Origin of the sequence: Synechocystis sp. PCC 7339 (assembly GCF_019924095.1) — a bacterium.
In the GTDB taxonomy this organism is placed as follows: domain Bacteria; phylum Cyanobacteriota; class Cyanobacteriia; order Cyanobacteriales; family Microcystaceae; genus Synechocystis.
Window position 1 is genome coordinate 1,694,621 of record NZ_CP063659.1, and the last position, 16,070, is coordinate 1,710,690.

Annotated in this window: 17 protein-coding genes, 2 tRNA genes, 1 other RNA gene and 1 pseudogene; 9 read left to right on the forward strand and 12 right to left on the reverse strand. The window is 47.1% G+C overall.

Translation table 11 applies throughout. The annotated features are described in order from the left end of the window. Window positions 1-64 precede the first annotated feature (64 nt). Together yidC and IQE94_RS07990 are read left to right on the forward strand one after the other, a co-directional pair. A complete protein-coding gene (gene yidC, locus IQE94_RS07985; protein ID WP_223343100.1) occupies window positions 65-1,219 on the forward strand; it encodes a membrane protein insertase YidC in 1,155 nt (384 codons plus the stop codon). Between the two features lie 88 nt (window positions 1,220-1,307). Then, entirely contained in the window at window positions 1,308-1,802 is a 495-nt protein-coding gene (locus IQE94_RS07990) for a protein jag (RefSeq protein WP_212717311.1), read from the forward strand. Between the two features lie 69 nt (window positions 1,803-1,871). Here the strand turns inward: IQE94_RS07990 and IQE94_RS07995 are convergent, their stop codons facing one another. The 3 genes from IQE94_RS07995 to IQE94_RS08005 form a co-directional block, all read right to left on the reverse strand. Further along, window positions 1,872-2,816, reverse strand: coding sequence for a J domain-containing protein (locus tag IQE94_RS07995; RefSeq protein WP_212717313.1), 945 nt, complete (start codon window positions 2,814-2,816; stop codon window positions 1,872-1,874). 126 nt (window positions 2,817-2,942) lie between these two features. Further along, on the reverse strand, window positions 2,943-3,806 hold the full coding sequence (locus IQE94_RS08000) for an inositol monophosphatase family protein (RefSeq protein WP_212717314.1): 864 nt from the start codon (window positions 3,804-3,806) through the stop codon (window positions 2,943-2,945). A gap of 67 nt (window positions 3,807-3,873) precedes the next feature. Continuing rightward, entirely contained in the window at window positions 3,874-4,242 is a 369-nt protein-coding gene (locus IQE94_RS08005; protein WP_212717316.1) for a 2Fe-2S iron-sulfur cluster-binding protein, read from the reverse strand. A 71-nt stretch (window positions 4,243-4,313) separates the two neighbouring features. Between IQE94_RS08005 and IQE94_RS08010 the strand changes: the two genes are divergently transcribed. From IQE94_RS08010 to IQE94_RS08020, 3 genes are all read left to right on the forward strand, one after another. After that, a tRNA-Ser gene (locus IQE94_RS08010) sits at window positions 4,314-4,400 on the forward strand. 169 nt (window positions 4,401-4,569) lie between these two features. Beyond that, an RNA gene (ffs, locus tag IQE94_RS08015) (signal recognition particle sRNA small type) lies at window positions 4,570-4,666 on the forward strand. 30 nt (window positions 4,667-4,696) lie between these two features. Then, window positions 4,697-5,503 carry a C40 family peptidase gene (locus IQE94_RS08020; protein ID WP_212717318.1) on the forward strand — a complete coding sequence of 269 codons (807 nt, stop codon included), beginning with the start codon at window positions 4,697-4,699 and terminating at the stop codon, window positions 5,501-5,503. Between the two features lie 9 nt (window positions 5,504-5,512). Here IQE94_RS08020 and IQE94_RS08025 read toward each other — a convergent pair whose 3' ends face one another. From IQE94_RS08025 to IQE94_RS08035, 3 genes are read right to left on the reverse strand one after another with little or no spacing between them, the layout of a single operon-like run. Beyond that, window positions 5,513-5,926: a hypothetical protein gene (locus IQE94_RS08025; protein WP_212717320.1), complete on the reverse strand. Its 414-nt coding sequence runs from the start codon at window positions 5,924-5,926 to the stop codon at window positions 5,513-5,515. Between the two features lie 60 nt (window positions 5,927-5,986). Then, the gene (locus IQE94_RS08030; protein ID WP_212717322.1) at window positions 5,987-6,631 is read right to left on the reverse strand and encodes a GUN4 domain-containing protein; all 645 of its coding nucleotides are present in this window, start codon (window positions 6,629-6,631) and stop codon (window positions 5,987-5,989) included. 12 nt (window positions 6,632-6,643) lie between these two features. After that, window positions 6,644-6,805 (reverse strand): hypothetical protein, encoded by a 162-nt coding sequence (locus IQE94_RS08035; RefSeq protein WP_212717324.1) that lies wholly within the window; start codon window positions 6,803-6,805, stop codon window positions 6,644-6,646. A gap of 14 nt (window positions 6,806-6,819) precedes the next feature. Between IQE94_RS08035 and IQE94_RS08040 the strand changes: the two genes are divergently transcribed. Beyond that, on the forward strand, window positions 6,820-7,818 hold the full coding sequence (locus IQE94_RS08040) for an aspartate carbamoyltransferase catalytic subunit (RefSeq protein ID WP_212717326.1): 999 nt from the start codon (window positions 6,820-6,822) through the stop codon (window positions 7,816-7,818). Window positions 7,819-7,860: 42 nt separating this feature from the next. Here IQE94_RS08040 and IQE94_RS08045 read toward each other — a convergent pair. Beyond that, window positions 7,861-8,082: pseudogene (locus IQE94_RS08045) on the reverse strand (ABC transporter ATP-binding protein); the annotation flags it as partial. Between the two features lie 33 nt (window positions 8,083-8,115). Further along, a complete protein-coding gene (locus IQE94_RS08050) occupies window positions 8,116-10,941 on the reverse strand; it encodes a cyclic nucleotide-binding domain-containing protein (RefSeq protein WP_223343102.1) in 2,826 nt (941 codons plus the stop codon). A gap of 125 nt (window positions 10,942-11,066) precedes the next feature. On the opposite strand from IQE94_RS08050, the gene IQE94_RS08055 reads away from it, so the two are divergent. Both IQE94_RS08055 and IQE94_RS18610 read left to right on the forward strand, forming a co-directional pair. Further along, complete coding sequence (locus tag IQE94_RS08055) at window positions 11,067-11,237, forward strand: hypothetical protein (RefSeq protein WP_223343104.1); 171 nt, start codon at window positions 11,067-11,069, stop codon at window positions 11,235-11,237. A gap of 12 nt (window positions 11,238-11,249) precedes the next feature. Then, the gene (locus IQE94_RS18610) at window positions 11,250-11,372 is read left to right on the forward strand and encodes a hypothetical protein (protein ID WP_255611384.1); all 123 of its coding nucleotides are present in this window, start codon (window positions 11,250-11,252) and stop codon (window positions 11,370-11,372) included. A gap of 115 nt (window positions 11,373-11,487) precedes the next feature. Here IQE94_RS18610 and IQE94_RS08060 read toward each other — a convergent pair. From IQE94_RS08060 to IQE94_RS08075, 4 genes are all read right to left on the reverse strand, one after another. Then, window positions 11,488-11,577 (reverse strand) — tRNA-Ser (locus IQE94_RS08060). Between the two features lie 147 nt (window positions 11,578-11,724). Continuing rightward, complete coding sequence (locus IQE94_RS08065; RefSeq protein ID WP_223343106.1) at window positions 11,725-12,624, reverse strand: DUF1838 domain-containing protein; 900 nt, start codon at window positions 12,622-12,624, stop codon at window positions 11,725-11,727. A gap of 41 nt (window positions 12,625-12,665) precedes the next feature. Then, window positions 12,666-14,105 (reverse strand): glycosyltransferase family 2 protein, encoded by a 1,440-nt coding sequence (locus IQE94_RS08070; protein ID WP_223343107.1) that lies wholly within the window; start codon window positions 14,103-14,105, stop codon window positions 12,666-12,668. A 150-nt stretch (window positions 14,106-14,255) separates the two neighbouring features. After that, complete coding sequence (locus IQE94_RS08075) at window positions 14,256-15,566, reverse strand: IS701 family transposase (protein WP_223341782.1); 1,311 nt, start codon at window positions 15,564-15,566, stop codon at window positions 14,256-14,258. 98 nt (window positions 15,567-15,664) lie between these two features. Here IQE94_RS08075 and IQE94_RS08080 point away from each other — a divergent pair, with 98 nt between their 5' ends. Continuing rightward, window positions 15,665-16,069 (forward strand): IS630 transposase-related protein, encoded by a 405-nt coding sequence (locus IQE94_RS08080; protein ID WP_223341982.1) that lies wholly within the window; start codon window positions 15,665-15,667, stop codon window positions 16,067-16,069. Window position 16,070 lies beyond the last annotated feature (1 nt).

Genomic DNA, 16,070 nt, shown 5'->3' on the forward strand with positions numbered 1-16,070 from the left:
GACCACTAAGCGCCCCAGTCTCCCCGGCAAACTTGGCAATATTTATCTAGAGAGCTTGTTAGCAATGGATTTTGGTATCGGTTTTATTTCGACAAATATCATGCTGCCAATCCTAGATTTTTTCTTTGGGATTGTACACAGTTATGGTTTTGCTATTATTGCCCTCACACTAGTAATTCGTTTAGGGCTTTATCCCCTCAGTGCCGGCCAGATCCGCAACATGCGAAAAATGCGCATTACCCAGCCTCTGATGAAAGAGCGCCAAGAAGAAATCCAAAAGCGATACAAGGACGATCCGGCCAAACAGCAGGAAGAAATGGCCAAGGTCATGAAGGAATTTGGCAATCCCTTGGCGGGGTGTCTGCCCCTGCTCCTGCAAATGCCCATCCTCTTTGCCCTCTTTGCCACCCTGCGGGGATCCCCCTTTTCTGATATCAATTACACCGTTGACCTACAGATCCTTCCCCAAGAACAGGCAGAACGCATCATTCCCCAAACATTCTCCACCAAGCCCCAAAATATCTACGTAGACGAAGCCCTCCATTATCCCATTGCTGTTTTCCTGCCCGGCGGCAAAATGCTTGGAGTCGGAGAGAAGACCCAATTAGAAATCCAGAGCACCGCTGGCAAAACCTTTGAACAAGTAATTCCTGAAAAGAATAGTCAAGCTTTAACGCCCAAATACAGCGTCACCAAAGGGGAAGACCGCATTGCTGTCAGCGCCGATGGCACCGTTGAAGCTCTGGTCCCCGGCGACGCCACTGTGCAAGTTACCATTCCCGGTATTGCTACCCGCACAGGTTTTCTGTTCATCAAAGCCCTGGGCCAAGTGGGGGTAACCGGTGAAAACGGAGAGATTAACTGGGACATCCTTGGCATGATCATCTTTTTCGGCTTTAGTATTTACCTTAACCAGGAGTTATCCGGTGCCTCTGGTGGTGGTGCTGCCAATGGCCAAGCCCAGCAACAACAGACCATCAATAAAATTACCCCCATTTTATTCAGCGGCATGTTTCTTTTCTTTCCCTTGCCAGCAGGGGTTTTGATGTACATTGTCATGGCCAACGTTTTTCAGACGATACAGACCCTCATTCTGATGCGGGAACCCTTACCCGAAAATCTGCAGAAGTTATTGGACGAGCAACAAAAGGCAAGCCAAGGCCGGGAATCTCTACCTTTTGAGAAGAAAAGTAATAAAAAGAAGGAAAAAACCTCCTAAATTCCTAGGACACAAGTCTTCACCTTTCCCAGAGAGATGAGGACTTTATTATGATTACGGAAGTTAAATTGAGACCTGAATATTGACGATGGAAAAAATAGTTACCCAAGCCCAAATTTGGCTCGAAGAACTGCTCACTCTTATGGGTTTTCCCTGTTCTGTCACCGTAGCAAAAGACAAAGAAAATACTTTAGTTATGGGCCCTTGGTTGGTTATTGAAGAGAAAAACCTATCTTCAAGTCAAATTGAGCGACTGCTGGCGGAAAACGGGTTAGCTTTAGATGCTATTCAATATTTACTCAATACTTCCCTCAGACCTGCGGTAGCCGACGGCGGCATAAACTTTACTCCCATCACGGTGGAGTTGGCAGAATTTAGATCCCGTCGTCAGTCAGAGTTAATTTCCCTATCGGAAATGGCGGCCCAGCGAGTACGGGAAACCCTTGAGCCAGTGGAAATGGCGGATATGACTGCGGCCGATCGCCGTCAGGTGCATAGCTTTTTTCAAGATTCCCAGGATTTGGAAACAGAGAGCCAGGGCTATGAACCTCACCGCCGTTTAGTAATTCGTCCTCGACGTTAGACGTTAGGGCTTAGAAAGCCTAGAGTATTCAGGGCTTTCCGCTAGCTACTTAAAGGTGGATTGGTTTAGTTATTTCTTTTTGCCCCCAAATAAACCACCAAACAAGCCCCCCTGGCTGGATTTTGCTCCCCCTTGGCTACTGTCCGCACTGGTATGCTTAGCCAGTTCTTTCTTAGCTGCCATCACTTTGGGGTCATTGGGGTCTAGCTTCACCGCTGAGCCAATGTGGACTTTGGCCATGGTCATCATGTTGTTCTTCAGATAGGCCATGCCCAGCAAACAATGGGCTTGGGCATTTTTCGGGTCAGTTTTCAGGGCAGATTTTAATTCAGCAATGGCCTTGTCGTACTGTCGGCGGTCAAAGTGCTCTTGGGCACGCCGTAAACTCTTCTCAAAGGGGGAAAGGTCTTCGGCTGGGGAATTATTAACAGAGGATGGGGGAGTCTGGGGCGATCGCCCTGGTACCACGGGAACGGGAGGCACCGTTTCCTTGGAAGAAGCACTAGTTTGGAACACGGGGCGAGCAGAGGCATTTTCCCCCTTAACCATCAAGAAAATGAGATTGTATTCGCTCACTTGGGCAATCTTAGGAAAGACCGTTTTAAAGTCTTCGTATAGCCCTTTGCTCAGGGGGGTGACCACCTTGCGGTAAACCAACTCCAAATTTTGTTTGGCTCCCTGGAGTTGCTGGGACTCAGTACTACTAAAGCTCAGTTGCCCCATGCTGGCCAGATTACTCACCGTCTGCTGGAGGATGAGCAGGTGTTCTTTGCGGTCATTTTCTCTGCTTAAAACTTCATAGGCAGGATTAACAAACTTAGAGAAAAGTTTTGCCGCCAGGGCTTGTTCTTCTTCGTTGGCAGCTTTTGATGTGTCGGGATGGAGTTGGAAAGCAATTTTGAGATAACTTTTACGAATTTCTTGGGGAGTCGCATCCAGAGGACAGCCGAGAATAGCGTGGTGGTCAACTACGTCATAACTAAACAGTCCTTGTTGGATGGGGAACAGGCTCATAAAAATTGCGGTCGGGGGGCATTTCTATCCCTTTTTACTCCATTATTCCTCAGAAAGAGAAAAATACCCGTAAATTGTTAAAAACATTCACCAAAGTCTGACTTTTGTACCCTCAATTTGAATCAGCTAATCTTTTTGCACTCTAGAGACTGCATAGTCCTGAAACCATTGGGGGCTGTCTGCCAGGGCCTGGCTCAGTTCGTGGTGAATTTTGCCATTGGTGGCCAGAATACGGCCAGTTTTTAAATCAAGGGGAGAGCCATCATAGGTGGAAACCACTCCCCCAGCTTCTTGGACAATAACAATGCCTGCGGCAATGTCCCAAGGATTGATGCCCCGTTCCCAATAGCCGTCCAGTCGGCCACAGGCCACATCAGTTAAGTCGATCGCCGCTGAACCACTGCGCCGTACTCCTTGGGTTAGATGGGTGAGATAGCAAAATTCAGGATAGTTATTATCTAAGGTTTTAACCCGGTCGTAGGCAAAGCCTGAAACCAAAAGACTTTTGGCTAGGCTAGTGGTGCTTGAGACTTGGATGGGCTGACGGTTTAATGTGGCCCCCAACCCCGTGGCTGCCCGAAATAACTCCCGGCGAAAGGGATTGTAAATCAATCCCACCGTCGGTATGCCCTGGACTAATAAGCCGATGGATACACAGGAAACGGGATAACTATGGGCAAAGTTAGTGGTGCCATCTAAAGGATCGATCGCCCAACAAAAAGGATTGTCCCCACTCCCCCACTGTCCTGATTCTTCCGCTAAAATGCCGTGGTCCGGGCAGTGACGTTTAATGATGCCTAAAATCATTGCTTCAGCTTGGCGATCGGCTTCCGTGACCAAATCCCCGGCCCGGCCTTTTTCCTCTACTTCCTGTACCTTGCCCCAAAGAGAAAAAATTTCTGCCCCCGCGGCCAGGGCCGCCTCCGTCCCAATTTCGAGCCAAGTTTGTAGATCAGAGGGGGAAAAAAGAGGTTTTTGGGCAGAAGTCATCACAAAAAATTCTAAATTTGGCCAAAAGTTAGCGTCGAAACTGGGAAAATCAGGTTCTAGTTCTAGCCTAGTCCTCGTCTAAGGGCAAGCCTAGGCGTACCCGACCAGCCCCAAAGTAGCGGCCAAACTGTAACTCATATACTTCATCCTCATCCTGGGTTTCCACTTCCAGATCCGATTGGGCATAACTAACACAGAGCAGGGCATAACCTTGTCGTTGTAACTCCGGGGAAAGCCCCATGGCTTCCGGTTGATGGATTTGCCCAGAAATGACGCGCACCGCACAGGCCGTACAGGCCCCATTACGACAGGAAAACGGTAATTCAAAGCCTTGGTCTTCCGCCTGATGGAGGATATAACGGTCGTCGGAGACAATTACGCTATAGTCTTTTTCGTTTTGGCGATCGTGGATCAAAATTCGGTGGGAACGGGACATTATGGGCTGGTTTGAATCCAAATTAGGTTTGTGTCTTCCGCTATTGTATAATCATTTCTTGTGACCAAATTGGAGAGGTGGCCGAGCGGTTGAAGGCGCAGCACTGGAAATGCTGTTTGGGGGTAACTTCAACGAGGGTTCGAATCCCTCCCTCTCCGTTAAAAACAACCAAAGCCAGATGGGGAGATGGAGTGAAACACTTAACTACCTTGTCTGGTTTTGTTGTTTAAGCATTTGGGCGGCAACAGTAGGCTTAGGAACATTGCTCCGGGGTAAGTTAGCCCCTACCTTAGGCCAAGGCGACGGAAAGTGTGATAGGTTAGGGATGGCTCGGACTCATGCGATTACAACGCCCAAATCTTGTCAGGACCGGAAGGTAGCAGCAATACGGGATGCTTGTGGTAGGCGTGAAATCCGGGCCCTCGGCTTTTCTGGGGAAGATGCAAACAGATTTATGACGAGCGAGCAGCAGTTCACATTACCGGCATCCCCCACAGGGCAATTCATTTGCCAACAGGATTTAAATCTCTACGACAACCCCGATCGCCAGGAATTGGCCACCCAAGCAAGGCAGGGGCGCTATTTGCTCTTAACAGAGAAGATTAAACAGTCAGCAGTGTTGGTGGAACAAGCAGAAGATGGTTACCAAGGTTGGCTAGCGGAGGACGATTTACGGAGTTTGACCCCGGCCGTTAAGGTTTATCAGGCAGTAACAGCAACCAGAGCCGAAATTGAACAGCGCATTCCCCACGTACTTGACTATTTGCTGGAAGCCCAGAAAAGGAAAAATTATTATCTTTGGGGAGGTAATATCGGCCCCAACTATGATTGCTCTGGTTTGATGCAAGCCGCTTTTGCTAGTCAAGGTATTTGGTTACCTAGAGATTCCTACCAACAGGCCGCCTTTTGTCAGCAAGTTGTTGATATCCAACCCCAACGGCGATCGGATAGTTGGGATGGTGAAAAGTTAGCGGCGGCGATCGCCAGAGCATTTTTGCCAGGAGATTTAATTTTTTTTGGTAATCAACGGGTGGACCATGTGGGAATGTATCTGGGGGAAGGAAAATATATCCACAGTTCTGGCAAAACCCATGGCCGCAACGCCATTGGCATCGACTCCCTGACGGATTTAACTGACCCCATTAGCCATACATATTTTCAAAAATGGTGGTTATGTGGCCGGGTGATTAAAAGTTTCAATCCCGTTGAAGATCATCTCCCTAGCACGGACATTGTCGTTGATGCCAGCTTGCTCAAGTAACTACACAATTCACCCCGCAGGCTGTTCCGGATTTTTAATTCTCTGTTCCAGTTCATCAATGGTTTTCAATAGCAACCTTTTAGCTTGTAATTTCCAGCCCCATTGTTGAATTTTGACCGCCACAGGTAAGGCGATCGCCAGAGCTAGAAAGTCCAACGGTTGTTGCAGGGAAATACTGAATAGTAAGCCCAAGCCCGCAATGCCCCAGAAAGGTAGGGCGACTGTTTGACGATTATCTTCCACTAAACGGGGCAAAAAACCTTGAGGCATAATAGCCAGCACCTCAGCTTTTAACTCCTGTTGTTGTTTGTAGTTCAGAGATAAAGCCATCTTGCGACGAATTTTTTCAATTTTGCGGGCCTCACTGCTATATTCTGTCAGTTCATCCTCCGCCATCCGCACATAGGTCTCTAAATTGGCCATGGGCTTACCTGTTACCTTTTTGAATTGAATACTTAAGATTCTTCTGCAGAGGGATTTTCCCTAGGAACCAAAGGGAGTAAAGCGCACTGGAGCAGTGGGTACCTGGCCCGATTGACAGGCCTGGAACCTACCCATCAGGGCAGTGTATTCTAAACGGCCACCGTTAATTTGGTACTCATCCCTGGGGCTGGGCAGATGGCCTACCGGGGCGTTGATGGTAAAGTCTAAATTTTTCTTAAAAATGACCCATTGATTATCCTTACGCCAGCCGATGCGATCGCCAAATTGGTCATAGGACTCCGGTGACATCAATCTACCGGGGCGATTCCCCGTGGCTAAAAACGCCTCCAATTGGGGAGTGAAGCCAAACCGATTCTTGGAATGTTCCAACCACAACTGGTCAATGGTTTTCAGGTCTTGGCAGGGAATTTGCTCAATGGTGTCGGTAGTTAACCAACCCTGGAGGATACGATTGGTGGCGCTCAACAACAGGCGGCGGGTAATTTCATTGGCTTGGTTAAACTGCTGGGCTGCCAGGGCCGTTTCCAAGGGCTGAAAATTTAGTTCCACCTTGGGAATGGGGGGGGCAGTATTATTCTGGGGAGCCGGGGCCATGAACTGGGCCCTAACCGCTGGGGCCGTCGTCACCAAGCTTCCTAATAGAACTGTCGCGGCAAGTTTCAGCAAATGGGTTGCAGTGGTCATAGTCAAAGGCAGTCAAATTAGGGCAGAAGCTAAACACCGTTGGCGCATTTCAGAATACCACGGACTTTTAGCTAAATACATGGGAACGTTCCCCCCTAGTGTAGCGGGGAAAAGACTTGCATTAACTGGCGATCGCCGCCAAGATGGATCGCTGGGTAGCAGTGCCTGCCCCATATCCATTTAAGGCAATGACCATGGTGGCCAGTTGGACTCGAAACCATATTTTAGACCTAACCGATTGGCGGGGCGAAGAATTAGATATTGTGCTACAGACCGCCACCACTTTCCAGCAAGTATTAAAAGGACAAACTAAAAAAGTACCCGCCCTCCAGGGGCAAGTGGTCACCAATCTTTTTTTTGAGCCGTCTACCCGCACCCGCAGTAGCTTTGAGTTGGCCGCTAAACGTCTTTCCGCCGATGTGATGAATTTTGCCCCCGGCAGTTCCTCCCTCACCAAAGGGGAAACTATTTTGGACACAGCCAAAACCTACCTTGCCATGGGGTCTGATATTTTTGTTATCCGCCACCAACAGGCGGGAGTGCCCCATTTTATTGCGTCCCAAATGGATCGGCTCCAAACCGGTGTCAAGGTACTCAATGCCGGGGATGGACAACATGAGCACCCTTCCCAAGGGTTACTAGATTTATTTACCATCTGCTCCCAATTTGCGCCGGACAATGCTGCTATTCAATGCCTGCAGGGAAAAAAAATTGCTGTGGTGGGGGACATTTTGCATTCTCGGGTGGCCCGTTCTAACCTGTGGAGCCTGACTACCGCTGGGGCCGACGTGCATTTAGCGGGGCCTCCCACCCTGTTGCCCAAGGAATTCCAACAATTGACCTTGCCTTCGGGGGCGGGGCAACTCCATTGCCACTGGCAATTACAACCAGCTTTGGAAGGGGCGGATATGGTTATGACTCTGCGATTGCAAAAAGAACGAATGACGGCCCATCTTTTGCCTAGTTTGCGGGAATATCACCATTATTTCGGCATTACCCACGATCGCCTGAAGGGGTGTCAACCGGGGGTGAAAGTGTTGCATCCGGGGCCGGTAAATCGGGGGGTGGAAATTAGTTCGGAATTGATGGATGACCCGGAAATTAGTTTGATCCAAGACCAAGTAACCAGTGGGGTAGCGATCCGCATGGCCCTGCTCTATTTGCTGGGCACTGTTCAGGAAGGATAGAGCAAGGGTAAATTCTAGCCTTAGATTGCTCAACACCGCTCACTAATGATGGTTAAAATATCGCTCCAGAAAATCCAAGGCATGGTTTTTTAAATCGTAATATTCTTGAGTTTCTCGCATGGCATGGCGATCGCGGGGATAGGGAAAAGGCACCTTTAAAATCTCACCAATGGTGGCATTGGGACCATTAGTCATTAATACAATGCGATCGGCCATATAAATTGCCTCATCCACATCATGGGTAATCATCATCACTGCCTGGCGATCGCCTTTAATTCCGAATATTCCTCAGGGAGATTAAAATGCTTGGACAGAACGCACAAATCTTTGCAATTGACGACTTTCTAATTCCAAAACTCGCCGGGCAAAATCAGGATCATGGTCGAGTAAATCGTCAAACTGGTCTACGGAAATGGCTAAAATCCTCGTACTTCTACTGTCAGCAATGATAGTATTTTCTGATTTACTGTGGGCTAAAACTTCTAGTTCATCTAATGTTTGCCCAGGATGTAATTGCTCAATTCGAACTCCAGTCTCCGTTTGGTAGTGAACATTAGCATCCCCTTCGATTAACAACAGTAATTCTCGACAGGTATCCCCCGCTTCGGTGATCACGTCTCCTTTGTTATAGGTCCTCACTTCAGCCCGCTCTGCTAGGGCAATAAGAGTTTCACTTTGCATACGGTGGAAGAAATCACTATTAAATAAATAAACTACTTTTTCTAGGTCAGGAAATTCAGTTAAAGGGGGATTTTTTGTTGATGTTGATTGCCAAGCGAGGAAGTGATCTAGAGTGTATTGAACTAGATGTGAATTAAACTGATGGCCATAATTAATGCCAATGGTTTGACTACGTTGGGGTGCTAATTGGGTCAACATATAAAGGGCAGCGGCCTGGACCATGGGATTTTGATCCTGGAGCAGAACTTCTAAGTAGGGCAAAATGGTTTCTGGAGAAAGTTCCAACGAACAGGACAAAGGGTTTTCCCCCGGTTCAGTCAAACATTGACGTATTTCTGCCGGTAGGCGATCACCCCAATGTTCCTGCTCTAAAAGTTCACTTAAAACCGTTGGGGAAGCCTGTTGTAAAGATTGTGCTAGGGGCAAAGATGCCGGGGCAGATTGCAGTTGCTCTAGGGTTTGTAGAACTGAGCGGACAATTAATTCTTTTTTGTGGCTAATGTTTTCCTGTAACAGGGTTAATACTGCCTTATGTTCCTGGAGGATGGGTTGATTAAGGGCACGGTAACAATCAATTAATTCCGGCAATTGGGCCAGTAAAAATTCTGCTTTTTTTATGCTACTGGTTTCATCGGAAAAACCACTTAAAATCCATTCTTCTTCTTGGGGCGTAATGGAATATTGACGGCGCAGGGAACGAATGGCGACAGAATCCTGTAATGATGTCGGCTCAAAGGTGTTGAAACTCGCCTGTTTTTGTTGTAGCAATAATAGGCGTTCCAGGGATTTACGATAACCAGTCAGGCGTATTTGGTTCTCCAGGGTTCTTTGGCGATCGGGGTTGAGCAATGCTGGATCTTCAATGCCCAATTCTTCGAGCACTAAACGGTGTTCATCGTCCGTAATACCCAATTCCTGGCGCATTTGTTGTAGAACCTCCAAGCTACTGGAGTAATTCACATAACCCTCTTCTAATGCTTCACGGACCACCCCTTTATAGGCCTGATGGCGTTTTTCCCGGGTAAAGCCGGGCAGAACCTTTGCCAGCACATAAACTTCATGGGTATTGAGGTCGCTTAATGTCCGCCCTTCTAAAAATTGTGAAACGTTGACCTGCAGTTTTTCCAATTGCTTGCGGAAACGGTTAGCCAAGTTTTCCCGGGAATATAAATCGGCACTGCGTCGCCATGTTTTGTACAACCAAAGGGTACTTAGGGTTACCAATCCTATATCGTACAGATACTGCACTGCCAGGGGAAGAAGTTGTATTAATGGTCTGCCGGCAAAAATAAAGAAAAAGTTGAAAATCGCAAAGGTACAAACGGTAAAAATACGATGGCGGATAATATCTATATTTAAACTGTTTTGTTGCTGCCGATTATGGGCTTTAATTCGTTTTTCTAACCATCTTCCAGCACCATAGGCAATGGCGGTACACGCCCCTAATACTAATGGCACTGCCACTATTTTGGGAATATTAATAGCTTGGTCAAATAGGTAAAATCCGGGTGATAGTAAAGAATTAAGCTGATCCGTTTGCCTTGACCATACTCCAGAAAAGTAATAGTTCCAATTGCCAGCGTAAAGATAATAATAGGCAAAATAACCTATGACTAAACCGACGTAACCATACCGTAGAAATGCCGTTTCCGGTTGATTTAAACTGTTCCAGTAGGTGCGCTCCGCATCAATGTCAATGCAGGGATTTTGGCAGGCTACGCAAGCACTCTGCTCTTTGCCATCCGGCAGTACTGTGCGGCACATGGATTGGGTAATGAGTTCTTCACTGGTGTGGGCTTTGCTGGCCAACAATCCCCCCGGTTCGCCGTAAATACTCTGCACTGGGGCCATGGGGCAAAAATATTGACACCAGGATTTGCCGCCATACAGGTAACCGACGGTGATAGCCATGGCCACTGTGAATAATAGCCAACCCCCTAGCATCAGGCGATCGCCATTAAAAAAGAGGATGCGCCCACATAGGCCGATGAACAACCAACTAAATTGCACATAGGCATAGTTCCGATCGAGCCAGGAATTGCGGTCCACTTTGGCCAGTTCGTAGCGCACTTTGCCGGTCTTTTTATTTTCCCGTTTGAATTGCCGTTGCCATCCCAAAGCCCGAGGAATTTGGGAGAGGAAAGAAAGGGGACAAATCCGTCGCCACAGTTCATGGCCGAACACTAGCAGGATAAAAATGGCCGCTGGCACGATTGCCCCCCAAAACAGGGTTGTACCCAGGGCGTAGGGTTGCTCCGCTAAACATTCCCCTTGGACTTCAATGCATTGATTCGACAACCGCAGTGGGCTCCAGGGATGGTCCGCAGTGGTGAGGGCAGATGTCCAGGGGTCATAGAATAGGGAGGCAATAATTAACAGCCAACCCCCGGTTAATATCCACCGAATCCAGTGCATCCGTCGCTCTGACAGTTGTGCGAACATAGACAAATCCTTTTCTGGTTGGGCCTTTATCCATTCTGCACTCAATGCTAACCTGTTTTGTCATTGATTTTCATCTGGGTTAAAGCTCAAAATCGCAGTAATCATTCCCAACGGGGGCAAAGACCATGATCCAACCCGCCATCCACTTGGCCCAAAAATTTGGCGATCGCCTTGCCGCTTGTGACTATGGAAAAGCTTGGGATTTATTATCCCCGGAGCTTAAAAGGGAATATTCTCCCAAAACTTTACAAACGACGGTGGAAGAGATAATTAGCTATGGTTCTGGTCCCATCTAAAGGGCGATCATGATGACGGATTGTGTTTTGACGGAGTGGCAATACCCCGCCATGGAAAACGATGATGTGGTGTGGCTATATGTTGCCCTAGAGGGGGAAGATTTTGGAGAAGCCGTGACGGTGATTGTCCAATAGCAGGAGGAAAAACTCGCAATCCGTTAGTTAGAGTGGGGCAGACCTTAAAAAAGTAACGTCACCACCACCCTTGTCTTGAACCAATTGACTCAACTTTAATTAACCAGACAACAAACGGAGAGAGAGGGATTCGAACCCTCGATGGAGCTATAAACCCCATAACTCCTTAGCAGGGAGCCGCTTTCAACCGCTCAGCCATCTCTCCAGAGTGACAGTTCCATATCATAGCAAACAATGACGTCTTCCGCCTTTTTCAACTGGTAATTTCCACTTTCTTTGGTGGGGCGGATAATTCGGAAACTCGACGTTGGTGTTGAAAAAATCCAATGTTGAATACTAAAACAGTGTCCGGTTACTGATTGCCGCCACTTTCTAAAAGTTGCCGGAATGAGCTCCAACTGGTTTCGTTGGGACGTTGGTCAGATAGGGATGGTGGCTTAACGTACTCTGGAAAGTTGTTGGCAATCTCTGTTTTCATTACTACCGACAAATCGTCGAAGCTGGCTAATTTACGTCCAGCGGTATGAAAATACAACAATCCAACCCGATCGCCCATTTCCATCCAAGGCAACCAGTTGGAAAGCCGCGCCCAACCGATGGAGGCCGGGGCTGAGGTCTGCCGGGGATTACTCAACTCATCCACACTACCAAAGAAATTGAACATTTCCGTGGCGTGATAGGTTCCCCCCACATAACGCTGAAACTCTCCCCCCAAGGGATTAGGGTAAAACAGGGGCACGGTTACGTTCATCCACCATTGGTTTCCTCGCACGGTAATGTCTCTGGCGATCGGACTGCCGTCATTGTCCTTTAAGCGATAGCTAAAATTTACCGGATCGTTAGCCACATGAAAGACTTCCACTGTTTTGCCGGTCCAGGGATTTTCCCACTGACGTAACACCTCTCCGGTCACGGGATCTTTGTAGAGTAAAATCTCTCGACTCACCATGCGAAAATCCTCGTCATCATTGCCATCTGCTAGGGGGCCACATTGACGGATATTCATGCCCTCCACCAGAAAAAGTAAGCGGTCTGGTTCCCCTGGAATCCGACTATAGGTTTTGCCTTCCCACCAGTAGGTTATTGGTTGACCATCTTCCGTCGAGCAGAAAATTTTCCGCAGGGCCTGTAGTTGACCGGCCGGCTCCCTCAGTTCCAAGGCCTCGACCTTATTTTCTCCCATGCCGACCAACAAAAGTACCAGGGATAGGGGAGAGAGGAGAGCAGCAGAAAACTTTGGCAGGTTGAACACAATGATCGGGCCCTAATAACAATCGAAAATTTGCTTGTTCCTTAGCTTTGCTTTAGCTCGAGGGCATCTTCCGTAGCAGCGCCGTGGACAGTTTTTACCCACTTGAGACGCTTTGGTCGGAAGGCCATGCGGGCAGTGACGGCGGGCATGATGATCAACCAGTGGAACATGTAAATGGTACCGCCAATGGTGCGGGCAAGCAGGGTCGGGATCTGTTGCCAGGAAGACTGGCCTTCACTGGGAGTTAAACGTCGCAGTCCATGGTACATCCCCCAGCAGGAAAAGCCGATCGCCAGATAACTGAGGGGAGTGAGCAGGGGAAAACGTCTTTGCCACAGGGCCATGAGTAAATCCGGTACGGCGGCGGTGGGCAAAAGATATTGCATCAACAGAAAGGAAAAGAGGTCTAATTTTTTCTTCCAGCCCAGGGGTTGGGTGCAAATCCAGCGCCAGTAATCCAGGTAACGCTGGTAACCCCCTTCCGCCCAGCGATTGCGTTGGTGCCAAAGGGCGATCGCCGTGGTGACCCCTTCTTCTTCCACCGGGGGATTGACCAAAATACCAACTTTCCATTGGTGGAGGTGTAGGCGGATGGTCAAGTCTAGGTCATCGGTAATGGTTTGTTCATTCCAGCCACCTACCGCATCCAAGGCTTGGCGGGCCACAAATTGGCCATTCCCCCGCAGCTCTCCAATGCCGCCGGTAACAATTCTTTGTTCTTGGAAATAGGCATCCAGGGCCATTTCCGCCCCTTGGCCCCTGGTCCAAAAATTGACCCCTTCATTGGCGATCGCCTTCCGTACCTGGAGGGCCCCAAAGGTGGGACTGGCAAAATAAGGTACCACCCGCCGCAGCAAATCCTTGGGCACATCGGCATCGGCATCAAATACCCCAATGATGTCCCCCTGGGTTTGGGCTAGGACTTCGTTTAAAGCTCCAGATTTGCCGCCACTGGCCCCAGCGCCCCTTCTCAGCACTTGTAACTGGGGGTATTGCTGGCGCAGTTGATCAAGGATAACCGGAGTGCGATCAGTGCTGTTGTCGTCCACAATCCAAACTTCATGGCGATCGCCGGGATATTCCAAGGTGCATAACTGCCGAACAATTTTGCCGATCACCGCTTCTTCATTTTTCGCCGCCACCATCAAACAAACCTGGGGATAATGCACTGCCGATTCTGCCCCAGTCACCATGGGGGGAACATCTTCGGGAGTTGCCTTCATTAACCTGAGGGCTTGCAAAGAGAGAGCACCGGTGAAGGCCCACACTAACCAACTACCCCAAACCCAATAATGGAGGGTAATCACCAAGGTCCAAATGGCCATGAGCACCACTGCGGCCTTTTTGCGCCGTCCTTCCGATCCCCGGAAAAAATCGTTCCGAAAATCCTCCTCCTCAGCCTCGGGATCGTCCCATTCTGCTAGGAAGGCCTCCAGGGGAGACAAATCGGCATCGTTATCTTTCCACGGAAATTGGGGCATAGGTGACCTGTGATGTAGTCAGGAAAACTAGACATTGCCCTCCATTCTAACGATTGCTTGCGATATTTTCGGGGAGTGACATCCGCCCAGGGTAAATCTCCACCGTCCAGCGGGGAGGTCAAGGGCTGGAACTATCCCTCTTTCATCAATCTAGGCAGAAGAAGAATAGAATGTATTCCATGAATTTAGCAAATACTTTAATCGATCTAGCTTATCAACCTTGTTGTAAAGTTTAGTTAACTCATCCAAAACATGGGCAAATGGAAATACTTTTAACCACTTTTTGATAAGATTTATTGCATTAAATACAGAGATCACTAATCGTAGGTTGTTTAGCCATTTTTTCCACCCTTCTTCTTTATCCCATTTTTCATGCTTTTGATGATACTTTGACGTTGAATTTAGAGTCGGATTAAAATTCTCATCATAAAAACAAATCATACAATATGCACACATCACTAATTCCCACCATTTTTGAATTTGCTCATAATGAGTTACCCTAAAATCTGCCCATCCTAATTCACTTTTGCATTGCTTAAATCCATATTCTATCCATGACCTTACCCCATATATTCTGCCAACTTCTTTATATTTAATATCTGGTATTCGAGTCATTACAAACCATCCTGCTTTTTCCTCCTCTTTTTCTGTTTCTGTTTTAATTTCCCAATATCTTATTGCGTTTTTTTTGCCATAAACTATTTCTCTGATATACCTATCTTCCTGTTTTCCATCCCATCTTATATGTTCAAACCTCCTCCACTTATTTGCCCTTACTTTAGCTTCCTTTGGAAGCCAGACCCCATGATTGCTCCGGATTCCCACTGCATATTCTATTTTTAATTCCTCTACGGCACTGATAAAATTGCTATGGCTTTCTCCATATAAGCTATCTGACACTACTCTTTTTATTTTAAAACCACTTTCTTCTAGTTCTTTTATTATCTCTACTGCTAATTCCGGCTTTGTTTTATACTTATCTCCCTCTTTTAATCTTTCTTTTGGTTTAAATACTTTTGATTCTAGAGGAAACGTTACTCCATTGCAGTAACCATAGGCATTTACTGACACTATACCGCTTTCTATTTTTCCTAAATTTCCAATATATTGTCTTTTTACATAATCTGTTGTTTTCCCTTTTTTGGGGTCTCCTGTTTCATCTATTATTACTATTATTTCTCTTCCTTCTAAAACTTCTAAGATAATATTTAATCTTCTTTTTTCTAATTCTTTTAATTCCCAAGGAGAATCTGTCATGAAATGCAGTAATCCCTGTTCATTTTTCAATCCTAGTGATGATGCTATTGCAGGTAAACTCTTTCTTTTTATATCACTTAATATTCCCACAATGATATATTTAAATGACTCATAAGACCTCACTTCTGGAAATATATCTTTATACAGTTCACTATATGTGTCTACACACTGTACTGTCTTTTTCGCCTCTCTTGTCTTTGTCATTCTCCCTCCGCGCTTTTCAGCCTTTTATCTCCATTTTAATTCCCTCAGTCTGACGGAAGAGGGCTATAGCAAAGATTGCTAAGATTAGGACATAATGTATGGAAAGAGTTAGGAAAAAAGCGATGCCAGCCCCCTACAGTGTAGATCTAAGAGAGAAAGCGGTAAGTGCAGTAGAAAAAGGAGAGAAGAAAAGCCATGTCTGCCGAACACTGAACATTAGTCGCAACACCTTAGACCTATGGATAAAAAAGAAGAAAGAAACAGGAAGTGTAGCCGCGAAGAGAGATTATGAGCGTGGTCCACGACCGAAAATAGATGATTTGGATAAATTCAGAGAATTTGCGGAGGAGAACGGTCATTTAACGCAAAAACAAATGGCAGAAAAATGGCCAGAGCCTGTAAGTAGAATAAGAATAAGTAAGGCTCTAAAGAAAATAGGGTTTACTAGAAAAAAAAACTTATATTTACAGGGAAATAGAAGAGGAAGAGAGAAAGGCATTTGAA

Coding starts and splice junctions, on each gene's coding strand:
- yidC (WP_223343100.1), top strand. CDS start 65: ATGGATTTTGGTATCGGTTTTATTTCGACAAATATCATGCTGCCAATC.
- IQE94_RS07990 (WP_212717311.1), top strand. CDS start 1,308: ATGGAAAAAATAGTTACCCAAGCCCAAATTTGGCTCGAAGAACTGCTC.
- IQE94_RS07995 (WP_212717313.1), bottom strand. CDS start 2,816: ATGAGCCTGTTCCCCATCCAACAAGGACTGTTTAGTTATGACGTAGTT.
- IQE94_RS08000 (WP_212717314.1), bottom strand. CDS start 3,806: ATGACTTCTGCCCAAAAACCTCTTTTTTCCCCCTCTGATCTACAAACT.
- IQE94_RS08005 (WP_212717316.1), bottom strand. CDS start 4,242: ATGTCCCGTTCCCACCGAATTTTGATCCACGATCGCCAAAACGAAAAA.
- IQE94_RS08020 (WP_212717318.1), top strand. CDS start 4,697: ATGACGAGCGAGCAGCAGTTCACATTACCGGCATCCCCCACAGGGCAA.
- IQE94_RS08025 (WP_212717320.1), bottom strand. CDS start 5,926: ATGGCCAATTTAGAGACCTATGTGCGGATGGCGGAGGATGAACTGACA.
- IQE94_RS08030 (WP_212717322.1), bottom strand. CDS start 6,631: ATGACCACTGCAACCCATTTGCTGAAACTTGCCGCGACAGTTCTATTA.
- IQE94_RS08035 (WP_212717324.1), bottom strand. CDS start 6,805: ATGGGGCAGGCACTGCTACCCAGCGATCCATCTTGGCGGCGATCGCCA.
- IQE94_RS08040 (WP_212717326.1), top strand. CDS start 6,820: ATGACCATGGTGGCCAGTTGGACTCGAAACCATATTTTAGACCTAACC.
- IQE94_RS08050 (WP_223343102.1), bottom strand. CDS start 10,941: ATGTTCGCACAACTGTCAGAGCGACGGATGCACTGGATTCGGTGGATA.
- IQE94_RS08055 (WP_223343104.1), top strand. CDS start 11,067: ATGATCCAACCCGCCATCCACTTGGCCCAAAAATTTGGCGATCGCCTT.
- IQE94_RS18610 (WP_255611384.1), top strand. CDS start 11,250: ATGACGGATTGTGTTTTGACGGAGTGGCAATACCCCGCCATGGAAAAC.
- IQE94_RS08070 (WP_223343107.1), bottom strand. CDS start 14,105: ATGCCCCAATTTCCGTGGAAAGATAACGATGCCGATTTGTCTCCCCTG.
- IQE94_RS08075 (WP_223341782.1), bottom strand. CDS start 15,566: ATGACAAAGACAAGAGAGGCGAAAAAGACAGTACAGTGTGTAGACACA.
- IQE94_RS08080 (WP_223341982.1), top strand. CDS start 15,665: ATGGAAAGAGTTAGGAAAAAAGCGATGCCAGCCCCCTACAGTGTAGAT.